A 14732-nucleotide genomic window follows, 5' to 3' on the forward strand; every position below is an offset into this window, starting at 1 on the left:
ACACTTCATGTCATACTCGATCTGAACGAAGCACGGGGAAGCGCAGTGACACGACCTCCAGCCGGGCCGCAGACCCTGCTGCGAAGCCTGAACGCGAGAGCGATTCTGGAGGCGCTGGCACGACGCGGCCCCCTGACCCGTGCGGAGTTGATGGGCGAGACCGGGCTGTCGCGAACCGCCGTGACGCAGGTCCTGCGGATGCTGGAGGCCGGGGAGGCTGTGGCATCCGCTGGGGTGGACCATGCGACACGGGGACCTGCGGCGGCCCGGGTCTCCCTGCACCCGTCCCTCGGGTGCGCGGCGGCCGTGCACATCGATCATCACTCGGCGAGCGTCGCGCTCCTGGACCCGACAGGGCGCGTCCTCGCTGAGGGGAGCGGCCCCTTCTCGACCGTCGGCGATCTCTCCGAGCGGGTCGATGCACTCACCGCACTGTTGACCGGCGTGCTGACCCCCGAGGCGGGCGCGCTGCGCGTCGCCGTCGTCGGAGTGCCGGGCATCGTCAGCCGGGACGGCTCGATCCGCGACGACGTCGGCCCGGACGGCGGAGCGTTCCGCTCTGCGCTCGAGGCCCGACTGGGATGCGACGTGCGCATCGAGAACGACGTCAACCTCGCGGCGCTCGCCGAGCTCTCCGGCACGGCGGCGTCCGGGCACGACAGCTTCGCGCTGCTGTCGATCGACGATGGCCTCGGAGCCGGCATCGTGATCGACGGGAAGCTGCGGCGCGGAGCCAGCGGCATCGCCGGCGAGGTCATGTATCTGCCGCAGCCGACGCTCCCGGTCGGCGCACCCGTCCTCAATGAGGTGGTGGTCGCGGATCTCGCCCTCACCAACGGGCGGGACCCCGCCGAGCCGCTGCAGGCGCACCTCGAAGCGGCTCTCGCCGGGGACGCGGCAGCGGTCGAGATGATGGCGGAGCTCGCCGGACGGCTCATCCTCGTCGCGGGGAGCATCACCCTCGTCCTCGATCCCTCGGTGTTCGTGCTCGCCGGGGATGCGGCGCATCCGGCCTTCGTCGGCGCTGTCCGCCAGGCGGCCGACGAGATGGCGTACCTGCTGCCGATGATCTTCGTGGTGTCGTCGTTCGGGCGGGAGGCGACGCTGGTCGGCGCCGTCGGCGAAGCCACATCCGTCCTGCAGGAGAAGATCTTCTCCGGCATCCTCACCCGGGCAGACAGGACCCAGCGATGACGCCGTCTCCGTCGGACCTCGCCACGCGCCTCGGGCTCGCGCCCGGCGCCAGGGCGATCATTCTCAACGCCGATGACTTCGGGATGTGCCACGCGGCGAACACCGCGATCAGCGCGCTGCTCGAGTCGGGGCATCTCGACTCGACCACCGTCATGGTGCCGTGCGCGTGGGCGCCGGAGGCGCTCGCGTTCGCGGCCGCGCGCACCGACCTCGACGTCGGCGTGCACCTCGTGCTCACCAGCGAATGGACCGACTACCGCTGGCGTCCGCTCACGGGCACCGCGTCGTCGCTCGTCGACGAGTCGGGGTTCTTCCCGGCGCTCGTGCGCTCGGTCGAGGAGCAGGCGGATGCCGGCGACGTCGCCGCCGAGCTCGCCGCTCAGCTGCGGGCCGCTGTGGATGCCGGAGTCGATGTCACCCACCTCGACAACCACATGGGATCCGTCTACGGGCTCGCCACGGGGCGCGACTTCCTCGCCGAGGCGCTGGGGCTGGCAGCCGAGCACGGCCTGCCGTTCCGTCTGCCTCGATTCATCGACGGGACCGAGGTGGATGCGTCGTTCCAGGAGTCCGCGACGCGCGCTGCGGCAGGCGCCGACGCGTTGGGCGTGGTGATCCCCGATCGCGCATGGACGCATCCGTTCCCGCTCGCGTACGAGGGGACGGACGAGGAGGAGACGTACGAGCAGGTCCGCGACGGCTTCATCGAGCTGCTGCGCACCGTGCCGGCCGGCGTCACCGAGATCTTCCTGCACCCGATGGTCGACGGCGACGAACTGCGCGCGGCCGTCGACTTCAGCGCGGCCAAGCGCGGATTCGAGCAGAGACTGCTCACGGATCCGCTCGTGGCCGCTACGATCGCGGAAGAACGACTCGTGCGCGTCGGCTGGCGCGCGCTGAGAGACCTGCAGCGGGGCCGACGGAGCTGAGAACGGTCGCCGTGCCACGGAGCGCGCCGGCAGCGGCGTCGCCTTCGATCGCTGGGGGTGTCTCGTCCGTCCGAGCATCCGATCGAGGGAGCACGCCGTGAGCCTGATCACCCGCATCCGCGACCGGCGACTCGCCGGCGCTCCCGATCGGGCGCAGACGATCGCCTTCGGCGCGTCCGGATTCCCGACGCAGCTCATGGCGCAGACCTTCTCGGCCTTCGTCGTCTACTTCTATGTCGCGCACCTCGGAGTGCCGGCGGAGTGGGTGGCCGGGGCGATGATCGCCCACGGCATCCTCAACGCCCTGCTGAACCCGCTGGTCGGCGCCGTCTCGGACCGCCTGCGCACCCCGTGGGGGCGCAGGGTCCCGTGGATCGGTCTGGGGATCGTGCCGTTGGTCGTGGCGTTCGCACTGGTCTGGATGCCTCCTTCGCTGCCCGCCGGCGGTCTGATCGTGTGGTTCCTCATCGTGGCAGCGGCGTACGACATCGCGTTCGTCGTGGTGGTGCTGAACATCTCCGCGCTGTTCCCGGAGATCTTCCGCACGACGGACGAACGTGCGCGGGGCAACGTTCCGCGGCAGATCTTCGCGATCGTCGGCATGGTGCTCGGCACGGCTGCTGCGCCCCTGCTGTACGACGCGATCGGCTGGCCGGGGATGGCGCTCGCCCTGGGGGCGGTGTGCCTGGTCATGCTGATCTGGTCGTTCGCCGGCGGCATGATCGAGCGGCGCGGCGAGGCTCCGGATGCCGAGGCCGCGATGGCGTGGGCCGACCAGCTGCGGTACACGTTCGCCAACCGGGCGTTCGTGCCCTACGTGCTGGGATCGCTGTTCGTGCAGACCGCGATCGCCGTGATCCTCGCCGCGATCCCGTTCTACGTCCGCTACTCGCTGCACGCGGCTGAGGGGGAGGGCAGCATCCTGCTCGGGGCGATCTTCGTCACCGCGATTCCCGCGATCGTGCTGTGGAGCGCGGTCGTCCGGCGCACCACGCCGCGGATGGCGCTGCTGTGGGCGGTGGCCGTCTTCGGGCTGGGGGTGATGGCGTATCTGCTGCCCGCGACGGTGCTCGGCGCCGCTGTCGTCGGAATCGCCGTCGGGGTCGGGGTGGGCGGGCTGCTGCAGCTGCTCGAAGTGGTGCTGTCGCAGATCATCGATGCGGATGCCGAGCGCACCGGACAGCGCCGAGAAGGCGTGTACTTCGGCGTGAACGGCTTCGTCGTCCGCGGCTCGGTCGTGCTGCAGGCGATCGTCGCTGCCTGGGTGCTCAACGCCAGCGGATTCGACGCGTCGCTCGGCGATGCGCAGCCGGAGAGCGTGGACGGCGGCATCCGGATCATGCTCGCCGTCGTGCCGATGGTGTTCACAGCTCTGGCGTGGGTGTGCTTCTGGCTCTACCCGATCCGTACGCAGGATCTGACCCCCGCCGCGGCGCTGCCCGTGCGGTGAGCGCGTGGTTCGTGCGGTGAGGCGTGGGTTGCGCGGTGAGGTGTGGCCGGAGTGGCTGAGCCTCACCCCGCAGCGTACGTCTCGCGCGAGGCGGGGAGCTCAGCCGGCGTTTCGGCGGGCTTCCCAGCCGGTGCGCACCATCTCGTCGACGGTGTAGCGCATCTTCCAGTCCAGATCGCGGGCCGCGAGGTCACCGGCGGCGACGATGCGGTCGGGGTCTCCGGCGCGGCGCGGTCCGATCTCGGGGGTGAAGTCGATGCCCGTGACGCGGGCCACGGCATCCATGATCTGCTTGACGCTCAGCCCGTCGCCGGAGCCGAGGTTGTAGGCGGGCTCGATCGACTCTCCACCGGCCAGACGCTGCGCTGCTGCCACGTGCGCCGCGGCGATGTCGCCGACGTGCACGTAGTCGCGGACGTTGGTTCCGTCCTCGGTGGCGTAGTCGTCGCCGTTGATCCGCGGCGTCTTGCTGGCCAGCAGCGCTTCGAACACGATCGGGAACAGGTTGTGCGGGCTGACGTCGTACACGCTCGGGTCGGCGGATCCGACGACGTTGAAGTAGCGCAGCGACGTGTGCCGCAGTGGTGTCTCGGATGCTGCGGTCGCCGTCGCCTCGTCGCGCAGCAGCCATTCGCCGATGAGCTTGGACTCGCCGTAGGGGCTGGCGGGGGCCTTCGCGGTGTCCTCGGTGACGAGCGCCACATCGGGGGTGCCGTAGACCGCGGCGGACGAGGAGAACACGATATTCGCCACGCCGGCGGCGGCCATCGCCTCGAGGACGATGCGCGTGCCCTCGACGTTCTGCGCATAGGTGTGCAGCGGGCGCTGGACCGAGACGCCGGCGTACTTGAAGCCGGCGACGTGGATGACGCCCTCGGCGTCGTGGTCGCGCAGCGCCTTCTCGACGAGATCGCGGTCGAGGATCGAGCCCTGGACGAACGGAACGCCCTCCGGGACGAAGGAGGCGACACCGCTGGAGAGGTCGTCGAGGATGACCGGCCGGAGTCCGGCATCCGCGAGGGCGCGGACGACGTGCGATCCGATATAGCCGGCGCCGCCGGTGACGATCCAACTCATGGTGCTCCTTCCGCGGCGCGAGCGCGCCTCGTACATTCTGTCAGGGGACGTGCGATTCGCGAGCCGGGCTCAGGCGTCGCGGCGTGCGCCGGCCGACGGTGTGACGGTGAACAGGGTCGGCTCACCGAACCCTGAGGCGGCGAATGCGGCGGTCACGGCCGCGGAGACGGTGTCGGTGGCATCCGCTTCGATCAGCGCGATCGCCGCGCCGCCGAAACCGCCGCCGGTCATGCGCGCGCCGATGGCTCCGGCCTCGAGCGAGGCCTCGACGGCCGTGTCGAGCTCGGGAACTGAGATCTCGAAGTCGTCGCGCATCGACGCGTGCGACGCGACGAGCAGGTCGCCGATCGCGCGCGGGCCGTCAGCCCGAAGGGCGGCGACGGTGTCGAGCACGCGCTGGTTCTCCGTGACGATGTGGCGCACGCGACGGAAGGTCACGTCGTCCATGAGCTCCGCGGCACGCGGCAGATCGTCGATCGTGACATCGCGCAGCGACGGGACGCCCATGATCGCGGCGCCCCGCTCGCACGCCTCGCGGCGGTCGCGGTATCCGCCGGTGGAGTGCGCGTGCTCGACGCGCGTGTCGATCACGAGGATCGCGAGCCCGGAGTCCGCGACCGCGAGCGGGATCTGCTGCGCCTCGAGCGAGCGGCAGTCCAGGAAGATCGCGGTGTCGACGCCGCCGATCATGCTCGCCATCTGATCCATGATCCCGGTCGGAGCGCCCACGGCCTCGTTCTCGGCGCGGCGCCCGATCCGGGCGAGCGCGGTCTTGTCGAGACCGGCGGACCACAGGTCGTTCAGGGCGGATGCCGCGGCACCCTCGATCGCGGCTGATGACGACAGACCGGCTCCGACCGGCACGTTCGATGCGATCGCGATGTCGACTCCGGTGCCGGTGATGCCGGCATCCTGCATCGCCCACGCGACTCCGAGCGGATACGCCGCCCATTCGGGGACCGCGGGTTCGGCGCCGCTGGGCGTGGGGAACAGCGTCCGCAGCTCGTCGAGGGCGACCTCGACGGGCTCGGCGGCGAAGGTCGAGGCGACGCGCACGCGGCCGCGACCGTCCTCGCGCGCGCCGACAGCGGCGACCGTGCGATGGGGGATCGCGAACGGCAGGACGAAGCCCTCGTTGTAGTCGGTGTGCTCGCCGATGAGGTTGACGCGGCCGGGTGCCGACCAGATGCCGTCCGGCTCGTGACCGGTCAGGGAGGTGAAGAGCTCGCGGGCGGTGGATTCAGTGGTCATGTGTGTGCTCCGGGTGGTGCGTCGTTGCGTGTGTTGCGTGTGTCGCGGTTGCGCGTGCGTGTCTTTGCGTCGGAGAAGTACGCGATGTCGGACATGGATGCCGGAAAGCATCCGACCGTGGGGATTTCTCCGACGGTGCGGGTCAGGGTGCGGGCGTCGGGACCGACGCGATGGCCTCGCGCAGCCGTTCGGCGGACTTCTCCGGCGGGATCTCGGCCGTCCACGCCCACATGGCCGACTCGCTGCCGGCCAGGAACTTCAGCTTGTCGGCGGCGCGGCGCGGGCTGGTCAGCTGCAGGTGCAGCCGCACGCTGTCCCGCCCGACGCGCACAGGCGCCTGGTGCCAGGCGGCGATGTACGGCGTCGGGGTGTCGTAGAGCGCGTCGACGCCGCGCAGCAGCCGGAGGTACAGCGGGGCGAGTTCGTCGCGCTCGGTATCCGTCGTCTCGGCGAAGTCGGCGACGTGCCGGTGCGGCATGAGGTGCACCTCGAGCGGCCAGCGGGCGGCGAACGGCACGAACGCCGTCCAGTGCTCGCCCTGCAGGACCACCCGATCGGACTTCTGCTCGCTCTCGAGGATCCGCTGGAACAGATCAGGGGCGGTGCGGTCGATGCTGTCGAGCACCCTGGTCGTCCGCGGGGTGACGTACGGGTAGGCGTAGATCTGGCCGTGCGGATGCGGAAGCGTCACGCCGATCGCCTCACCACGGTTCTCGAACGGGAAGACCTGCTCGATGCCAGGAATCTGCGACAGAGCGGCGGTGCGATCCGCCCACGCCTCGATGACCGTGCGTGCACGCGTGACGGTCTGCGTGCCGAAGGAACCGGAGTGCTCAGGGCTGAAGCAGACGACCTCGCAGCGGCCGACCGAGGTGCGGGTGCGCTCGAGGCCGAGGGCGGCGAGATCGTCGAGCCCCCGCGGAGGATTAGCCGCGACCGGCACCCCGCCGAACCCCTCGGGCAGTGCGGGGCCGAATGCGGGCGACCTGTTCTCGAACACCGCGACGTCGTAGCGCGAGGGGATCTCGGACGGATTCGTCGGCGTCTGCGGTGCGAGCGGGTCGGCGTCGGCGGACGGCATCATCACGCGGTTCTGCCGGTTCGCGGCGACCGTGATCCAGTCGCCGGTGAGGACGTCGAGGCGCATGGACGCGGTCTCGGGGCGCGGGTCGAGTGCCCGGGCGTCGACAGAGCGTTCGGCGCCGAGGGCCGTACCGGGGTCATCGAAGTAGATGAGCTCCCGGCCATCGGCGAGGGCCGTCGCCCGCTTGACGATGCCGGCGGCGAGTTCGGTCGTTCGCGACTCCGCGGATTCGTGCATGTTCACGTAAACACGGTACCTCCTGGCCGATGGTAACGTCAACACGGACGAGTGATGAACGGAGGACGACCATGACGGACGAGCACACCACGCCCGCGGGGCGACGCACGCCTTCCGGACGTACTCCGTCCGGACGCATCTCGATGGCGCAGGTCGCCGCGCTCGCCGGGGTGTCCAGCCAGACCGTGTCGCGCGTGGTGAACGACAGCCCGCGCGTGGACCCGGCGACCCGGTCGCGCGTCGAGCAGGCGATGGCCGAGCTCGGCTACCGCCCGCATCCCGCCGCTCGCGCGCTGCGCACCGGCCGTTCGCAGACGATCGGCCTGGTCGTCACGACCCTCGCCACGGTCGGGAACTCGCGGATGCTGCAGGCCACCGCTGAGGCGGCGGACGAACGCGGCTACGCGCTCATGGTCGTCACGGCGGCAGGCGCCGACGGCGTGAGCCGCGCGTTCCACCGTCTCGCCGACCAGGGCGTCGACGGGGCGATCGTGCTGAACGAGGCATCCGCGCAGGTCTCGGCATCCGATCGGCCGGATAGGCTCCGCCTCGTCGTCGTGGATGCCGCGGACGACGCCGGTCTCCGGACCGTGCGCAGCGATCACGCCGGCGGAGCAGCACGTGCCACCACTCGACTGCTCGCTCTCGGACACGCGCAGGTCCACCATCTCGCGGGTCCCGCTGACTCGTTCGCCGCCGCCGAGCGCGAACGCGGCTGGCGCGAGACGCTGACTGCGGTCGGTGTCGAGCCGCCCGCGATCGTCCGGGGCGACTGGTCCGCGGACTCCGGGTACTCCGCCGCAGACGCGCTCGCCGCGGCATCCGCCGTGTTCTGTGCGAACGACCAGATGGCGCTCGGATTGCTGCGGGCGCTCGCGGATGCCGGGCGCCGGGTGCCCGAGGACGTGGGGGTGATCGGCTTCGACGATGTTCCGGATGCCGCGAACTACCGCCCTCCGCTCACCACGATCCGGCAGGACTTCGCCGCCCTCGCGCACCGAGCCGTGGCCGCGCTGGTGGCGGAGATCGAGGGCGGCGAAACCACCGGCGGCGTGATCGGCACGACGCTCATCGAGCGGAAGAGCCACGCAGCGCGCTGACGCCGCGCGTCAGGTACGGATCTCGCTCCACAGCGCCCGCTGCGACAGCTCCACGGAATCGACAGCGCACAGGACCTCGGATGCCGAGGCCAACCGATCCGCGGCATCCACCGGCAGATGCACGCCGCTGTCACGGCGCAGGGGAAGCACGTGCAGCTCGACCACTGACCCGGCATCCGCGCCCACGTCCTGAAGATTCACGACGAGGTCCGACCCGTCCCAGAAGCGATCGGTCGCTGACCTGCCGTCCACGCGCAGCTGCGCGACGTCGCCGGCCCAGCGCACGATCAGCACGGCATCATCCGTTGTCCCCGAGGGTGCATCCAGCGCGAACACCGCGGCATGCGCAACGAACTCGGCATCCGACGGCGCGGCCTGCCGACCGGCGCGCGAGCCGTAGTCTCCCGACGGGGTGGACGCGGCGCGCACCTCCCGCACCGGCACCGAGGCCTCGATCGTCGACCCGGAGACGTGCTGCAGCGGCAGCTCGCGCCAGGCCGCGTCGGCGTATTCGCGGACATCAGGGCGAGCGCCCGAGCTCCGCACGGACACGGTCCCCTCGGCATCCCAGGTGAGCTCGTCCTCCGAGACGAGCAGCCGGCGCCCTCCGGTCTCGACGACCCAGACGCGGGCGGCGTCCTCAGCGGGGAGGACGAGCACATCGATGCCGCCGACCCGGGCGGCGGCGCCACCCGGCTCGATCTGCCGGACGACGCCGTCGTGCGCGATCTCCACGGGGATCCCGGCATCCTCGAGAAGCACGAGCGTCGGCAGGTCGCCGGGCAGCACGGTCAGAGCGGATGCCGTCGCCCACGTGATCTCGGTCCCCTCGATGTCGAGCGCGAGCGGCCAGCGGGCGAGCGTCCCGGCGGGGATATCGATCGGCATGCTCGGGAAGACGAGGGTCTCGGCATCCATGACCACCTCGAACCGAGCACGGAAGTACGTGGGCAGCGGCACATGCGGCTGATGCCAGCCGATGAAGGCGAAACCGCCGCGGACCGTCCAGCGCAGCGTCTCGGCATCCTCGACTCCGGTCGGCCGCACCCGAGGGAAGTGCGCCGTGGCGGGCGCGACCCGGTCGCCGAACGCGGCGGCGAACGCATGCTGCACCCGCAGCGCGGCGTGGCTGGCGGCTGCCCGGCCCGCTTCGCCGATCGGCGCGTGGAAGTCGTAGCTCATCCGCGTCATGTCGTTCGGATAGCCGGTCGACTGCGTCTCCTCGAGGCCGGGACGCGGGTTCGTCCCTCCGGTATACATGTAGTACCCCTGCCAGGCCGAGCCGCTGCCGAGCTTCGCGTGCGCGATCGCGGCGACGTCGAGAGCCGCGGGGCGAGGGCGGCGGTGATACGCGGTGGCCATGCCGCCGGCGAGCTCGCACGTCGCCGCGGGGAACCACTCCGAGAGCGTCGATCGATGCGACGCCTCTGCCCCGCGGACGTCGACGCCGATCCCGGGGTCGTCCCACTCATCCGAGAAGAAGTAGTGCGCTCGGAAAGTGGGATCCCACGGCTGGTCGGGGTCCACCCAGAACCCGTCGCCGTACCCGCCCCACAGCGGGAGGACCTCTTCGTCCGGCAGCTGCGCGCCGCCCCACGCGGTCGCGGCCCACAGCGGTGCGGACAGCCCGGCCTCACGGGCCAGGCGCTTCAGGGTCAGCAGGTGCCCCGGCTGGTCGTACAGTTCGTTGTCGAGCTGGATGCCGAGCAGCCGGTCGGGCCGCGCGCGGCCGTCGAGCGCGTCGCCGAGCGTCCGGAACCATTCGCGGACGAGCGCGAGGTAGCCGGGGTCGTCGGTGCGGTGCCGCACATCGGCATCCTGCACCCAATCGGGGAAGCCGCCGTTGCGCGCTTCGCCGTGCGCCCACGGCCCGATGCGCAGCACGACCTCCAGCCCCTCGGCATGGGCCGCGTCGATGAAGGCGGCGACGTCGAGATCCCCGGCGAAGGAGGCCTGCCCGCGGACCGGCTCGTGGTGCAGCCAGAGCACGTATGTCGCCACGACCGTGACGCCTCCCGCGCGCATGAGCCGCAGCCGCTCGGTCCAGCGCTCGCGCGGAACGCGGCTGTAGTGCATCTCTCCGGAGACCGGCAGCCACGGCATCCCCTCGCGCACCAGCGCACGGTTCGTGAGGTTCAGGCCCGGCCGGTGGTCGACGTCGTTCGCCATGCGCGGGCGGCGTTCGTCGCGGCCGTGGCCGGTCGCGTCGAGGTGCAGGGGGTCGAGCACGGGGTACCTCCAGGGAGAACGGAGAGGAAAGAGCAGTTCGACGCGGTCGCGCGCCGTCGCACTGTGCCGAACTGCCCTCTCGCGGGCGGGCTGTGGGGCCTCAATTGCCCAGGATCACGTCCGCTTCGGCGAAGAACTGCGTCACCGCGTCATCGATCGAGACGGCTCCGAGGCCGATCGACTTGCCGAGATCCCAGAAGGTCTGCTCGAGCGAGCCGTAGCCGACGACGGGAACCGGCGGAGCGTCGCCGATGCGGTCAGCCGAAGCCTCGATGTAGTCCGCGACCTGCTTGTCCGCGCCTTCCAGCGTCGTGCCCTCGAGCTTCGACGACGAGGCCGGGAAGCCGAGCGTCGTGCCGAAGATCTCACCGGCCGCCTCGCTGTTCACGACGAAGTCGAGGAAGATCGCCGCGGCCTCGGGGTGCTCGGTGTTCTCCGCGATCGCGACCTGGAGGCCCGCCTGGCGGTACAGATCCTTCGAGCCCTCCTTCGCGGTCGGCGGCGCGACGATCGAGATCGACGAGGATCCGGAATCGGCGAGGTAGCCGCCGAGGAAGTTGCTCCAGCTCATCTCGCTCGCCGTGATCCCGGCGCCGAAGCCGGACTTCGGCGAGAGCTCCTCGAGCCTCTGCTGCGGCACCGTGACGCCGTCGCGGATCGCCTCGCCGGACTCCCAGAACGCGCGCAGTTCGTCCTCGGTGAAGCCGAGCTCGCCGTCCTCGGTGTAGAGGTTGCCGCCCTCGGCGCGCAGCTGCAGCTCGAACAGCTGGATGCGCTGCGTGTAGTCGGTGCCGCCGTACACGGCGCCGCCGGTGGCATCCGTGACCGACGCCATCCACTCGTCGAACGCCTCGAACGAGGTGCCGGATTCCGGAGCCTCGACCCCGGCCGTGGCCAGCAGATCGTCGTTGACGAAGTTCGCCCACAGGCTGTAGCCGGTGGGCAGGGAGTACTGCACGTCGCCCAGCGCGCCGGTGCCGAGCAGTGAATCGTCGAACGTCGACATGTCGATGTAGTCCGAGACCTCCGCGAGATCCAGCAGGTTGCCGGACTCGCCGTACTGACGCAGGTAGCTGTCGGAGAACTGGAACACGTCGGGCAGACCGCCGCCGGCGGCTTCGGTCTGACGCTTCTCCCAGAAGCTGGGGAAGTCGGAGAACGACACGTTCACCGTGATGTTCGGGTACGCCTCGTTGAACGCCTCGATGAGGTCGTTGTACCGGGTCGCTCGATCGTCGTTGCCCCAGAAGGCGTAGTTGATCGTGACCTTCTCATCGGGGTCGTACGCGTCGGACGAGTCGGCGTCCGCGCTGCCGCAGCCGGCGAGCACGAGCGCTGCGCCGGACGCCAGCGCGACGGCGGCGAGAAGACGACGGGGTGTGGGCATGGTGTTCTCCTGGATTCAGCGATGGGCGGTGCCGGCGAGCGTGCCGGCACCGGCGGGGAGCGCCTCGATGGGTGAGAGGACGAAGGCGACGCCCTGGGACTCGAGCAGCACCTGCGCGACGGCAGCTCCGCTCTCGGCATCGGTTCCGCTGACGGCGACAACCACGGGGTCGTCCCCGTGGTTGATCAGGGTCACGAGCTCGCCGCGCCTGGCAGCCTCCACACCGTCGGGCAGGTCGCCCACGACAGGACGGACTCCGGATGCTGCGACGACCGCCTCCACGATGGCCGCGATGGCGTCGTGATCGGGCTGGGTCGCCACGTACCAGGCCTCGCCGGCGCCGAAGCGATTGCGGGTGACCGCCGGCGACCCGGCCTGCAGTCCCGTCGTGAAGGCGCCGAGCACCGTCGCTCCGGCCGCATGCACGCTTTCGGCGACGAGTCGACCCGTGTGCGAGGTGCCCTCGAACGAGAACGACGCCGTGCCGCGTGCCGCGGCCGACCGAGCGGCCTGGGCGGCATCGGCGCTCAGCGCACCCACGCCGCTGCCGCCGGTGGATTCGCCAGCGAGCGCGCCGAAGTCCTCGTAGCGGAGCCCCACCACGTCCCCGAGCAGCGTCAGGAATCCGCCGGTGCGGAACTGATCGTGCTCGTCGACGATGTCGGTGAAGGGGCCGGTGATCAGCGTCCCGCCGTCCTCGACGAAGCGCGCGATCGTCGCGGCGCCCTCGTCCCGCAGCAGGTACAGGACCGGCGCGACCACGAGGTCGTAGCCGGTTCCGGCATCCTCCGGTGCGATGATGTCGACCTGGATGCCGCGGTCGTGGAACGCGCCGTACCACTCCAGGGTGAGCGCGAGGTAGTCGATCTCGGTCGGGTGATCCCGCTCCTCGACGGCCCACCAGTTCTCCCAGTCGAACACCAGTGCGACCTGGGCGTCGCGCCCGGGTGCGGGCAGATCGCCGAGAGCCGCGAGACGAGCGCCCAGCTCGGTGACGGCGCCCCAGGTGCGCGTCTCGGTGCCGGCGTGCGGCAGCATCGCGGAGTGGAACTTCTCGCTGCCGGCGCGGGACTGCCGCCACTGGAAGAACATGATCCCGTCCGCACCGCGGGCGATCGACTGCGCGGTCTCGGCCATGAGGGCGCCCGGACGCTTGCCCGGGTTCCCAGGGCGCCAGTTCACGGCATCCGTCGCCTGCTCCCAGAGCAGCCACGGCACGCCGGGCTTGAGCGAGCGGATGAGGTCGCGCTGGAAAGCGGCATCCCTGATGCGGTGCGGATTGGCCGGGTCGGGGTAGCAGTCGTCCGCGATGACGTCCATGTGCGGGGCCCAACGGCGGTAGTCGGCCGGCTTGAACGGACCCATGAAGTTCGTCGTGATCGGCTGTGTCGCGCCCGCGTCGAGCAGGATCCGCCGTTCGGCGAGGTAGCACTCCAGCAGCATGTCGCTGGTGAAGCGGTGCCAGTCCAGCATGGACGACGGGTTGTGGCTGTAGGGCGCCAGTCGGGGCGGGAAGATCTCGTGGAACGCGCCGTACGTCTGCGACCAGAAGCTCGTCCCCCAGGCGGCGTTGAGCGCGTCGATCGTTCCGTACCGCTGGGTCAGCCAGTCGCGATACGCGTCGCGTGCGGCATCCGAGAAGTCCATCCAGAGATGGCAGCCGAACTCGTTGCCGACGTGCCACATCACCACGGCCGGGTGCTGCGCGTAGCGCTCGGCCAGACGGCGCACGAGCTCGCCGGCGAGCCGGCGGTACGTCGGCGACGACGGGGCGAAGTGCTGACGGCTGCCGGGCCAGTAGGATGCACCGTTCTCGTCGACGGGAAGCGTCTCGGGGTACGTCGCGCTCACCCACGGGGGAGGGGATGCCGTGGCCGTCGCCAGGTTCACCTGGATGCCGCCGGCGTGCAGCTTGTCGATCACGGTGTCGAGCCACCCGAAGTCCCAGACGCCCTCAGCGGGCTGGATGCGCGACCACGCGAAGATGCCGAGGCTGACGATGTTGACGCCGGCCTCCTGCATGAGGCGGACGTCTTCGTCCCACACCTCCTCAGGCCACTGGTCGGGGTTGTAGTCGGCTCCGTACAGCACAGCGAGCGCTCCTCGTTCTTGCGTGTCGTTCTTGCGTAGGGGTGGGTGGTCAGGCGCGGCGGCGGGGGCGCACGGGGACGGTGACGGCGGCGAAGGCGGCGCAGCCGAGTCCGGCGAGGACCAGGGGGATGAGCATCCAGGTCACGACGCCGACGAGGACGGCCGCGACGGCGAGATAGAGGGTGCCGATCGGATCGGATGCCGCGGTACGGAAGGCGGTGCTGATCGCGGTGCGCCATCCGGTCTCCGGGGTCCAGGCGCTCGCGGTGAGCAGCACTGCCGTCGCGGTGACGACGAGGCCGGCCCATCCGACGACGGCGATGGCGGTTCCACCGGGCAGGGCGCCTGAGCCGGCGACCTGGACGTCGATGATGAGCACTGCCGCGAGGAGTGCCGTCGCGGTGCCGACGGCGAGGCCGCCGGGCAGCAGTGCGCGCCGCCAGTCGGCCCAGAACGCGCTCGCGTGGGATTCTTCGGCGTCGATGTAGCGGCGCAGGTGCCGGATGCCGGCGGCGATCGCGGCCGGAAGAGTGATGATCGGGAGCCCGGCGATCGTGATCAGCAGACCGGTCCACAGCACCTCGCCGAACAGCGCGAACGCACCCTTCGCCCCGGGGAACCGCGCAGGGGCGTGGCCGTCGAGGGTGGGGCCGCTGCCGGAGGCCTCGGCGCGTCGGGCGGCGCGGTGCTGTCTGCGGTCCAT

General features: G+C 70.9%; 11 protein-coding genes. 4 read left to right on the forward strand and 7 right to left on the reverse strand.

The genetic code is table 11. From position 1 onward, the window contains the following. Positions 1-45 precede the first annotated feature (45 nt). The 3 genes from ACWAT3_RS05315 (at position 46) to ACWAT3_RS05325 (ending at position 3573) form a co-directional block, all read left to right on the forward strand. Positions 46-1194 carry an ROK family transcriptional regulator gene (locus tag ACWAT3_RS05315; protein WP_460796489.1) on the forward strand — a complete coding sequence of 383 codons (1149 nt, stop codon included), beginning with the start codon at positions 46-48 and terminating at the stop codon, positions 1192-1194. Beyond that, positions 1191-2123 (forward strand): polysaccharide deacetylase family protein, encoded by a 933-nt coding sequence (locus ACWAT3_RS05320; protein WP_460796491.1) that lies wholly within the window; start codon positions 1191-1193, stop codon positions 2121-2123. The genes ACWAT3_RS05315 and ACWAT3_RS05320 overlap by 4 nt, the downstream gene beginning before the upstream one ends. Positions 2124-2220: 97 nt before the next feature. Continuing rightward, entirely contained in the window at positions 2221-3573 is a 1353-nt protein-coding gene (locus ACWAT3_RS05325; protein WP_460796492.1) for an MFS transporter, read from the forward strand. Positions 3574-3672: 99 nt separating this feature from the next. Here the strand turns inward: ACWAT3_RS05325 and galE are convergent, their stop codons facing one another. From galE to galT, 3 genes are all read right to left on the reverse strand, one after another. Continuing rightward, positions 3673-4650, reverse strand: a complete 978-nt coding sequence (gene galE / locus ACWAT3_RS05330) for a UDP-glucose 4-epimerase GalE (protein WP_460796493.1) — start codon at positions 4648-4650, stop codon at positions 3673-3675. Between the two features lie 69 nt (positions 4651-4719). After that, on the reverse strand, positions 4720-5901 hold the full coding sequence (gene galK, locus ACWAT3_RS05335; RefSeq protein WP_460796495.1) for a galactokinase: 1182 nt from the start codon (positions 5899-5901) through the stop codon (positions 4720-4722). 142 nt (positions 5902-6043) lie between these two features. Further along, positions 6044-7222 (reverse strand): galactose-1-phosphate uridylyltransferase, encoded by a 1179-nt coding sequence (galT, locus tag ACWAT3_RS05340; protein WP_460796794.1) that lies wholly within the window; start codon positions 7220-7222, stop codon positions 6044-6046. Between the two features lie 143 nt (positions 7223-7365). On the opposite strand from galT, the gene ACWAT3_RS05345 reads away from it, so the two are divergent. Next, a complete protein-coding gene (locus ACWAT3_RS05345) occupies positions 7366-8322 on the forward strand; it encodes a LacI family DNA-binding transcriptional regulator (RefSeq protein WP_460796795.1) in 957 nt (318 codons plus the stop codon). A 9-nt stretch (positions 8323-8331) separates the two neighbouring features. On the opposite strand, the gene ACWAT3_RS05350 is transcribed toward ACWAT3_RS05345, so the two are convergent. The 4 genes from ACWAT3_RS05350 to ACWAT3_RS05365 form a co-directional block, all read right to left on the reverse strand. Then, positions 8332-10551, reverse strand: a complete 2220-nt coding sequence (locus ACWAT3_RS05350; protein WP_460796496.1) for a beta-galactosidase — start codon at positions 10549-10551, stop codon at positions 8332-8334. 100 nt (positions 10552-10651) lie between these two features. Further along, complete coding sequence (locus ACWAT3_RS05355; RefSeq protein WP_460796498.1) at positions 10652-11938, reverse strand: ABC transporter substrate-binding protein; 1287 nt, start codon at positions 11936-11938, stop codon at positions 10652-10654. A 15-nt stretch (positions 11939-11953) separates the two neighbouring features. Then, positions 11954-14029, reverse strand: coding sequence for a beta-galactosidase (locus ACWAT3_RS05360; protein ID WP_460796500.1), 2076 nt, complete (start codon positions 14027-14029; stop codon positions 11954-11956). Between the two features lie 49 nt (positions 14030-14078). Further along, the gene (locus ACWAT3_RS05365) at positions 14079-14732 is read right to left on the reverse strand and encodes a DUF624 domain-containing protein (protein ID WP_460796502.1); all 654 of its coding nucleotides are present in this window, start codon (positions 14730-14732) and stop codon (positions 14079-14081) included.

The sequence above is a fragment of the Microbacterium sp. GXF0217 genome, assembly GCF_054798195.1.

Excerpts from the sequence above, each read along its gene's own strand:
- galE (WP_460796493.1), bottom strand. The coding sequence starts at position 4,650 with ATGAGTTGGATCGTCACCGGCGGCGCCGGCTATATCGGATCGCACGTC.
- galK (WP_460796495.1), bottom strand. The coding sequence starts at position 5,901 with ATGACCACTGAATCCACCGCCCGCGAGCTCTTCACCTCCCTGACCGGT.
- ACWAT3_RS05345 (WP_460796795.1), top strand. The coding sequence starts at position 7,366 with ATGGCGCAGGTCGCCGCGCTCGCCGGGGTGTCCAGCCAGACCGTGTCG.
- ACWAT3_RS05320 (WP_460796491.1), top strand. The coding sequence starts at position 1,191 with ATGACGCCGTCTCCGTCGGACCTCGCCACGCGCCTCGGGCTCGCGCCC.
- galT (WP_460796794.1), bottom strand. The coding sequence starts at position 7,222 with ATGCACGAATCCGCGGAGTCGCGAACGACCGAACTCGCCGCCGGCATC.
- ACWAT3_RS05365 (WP_460796502.1), bottom strand. The coding sequence starts at position 14,732 with ATGGACCGCAGACAGCACCGCGCCGCCCGACGCGCCGAGGCCTCCGGC.
- ACWAT3_RS05355 (WP_460796498.1), bottom strand. The coding sequence starts at position 11,938 with ATGCCCACACCCCGTCGTCTTCTCGCCGCCGTCGCGCTGGCGTCCGGC.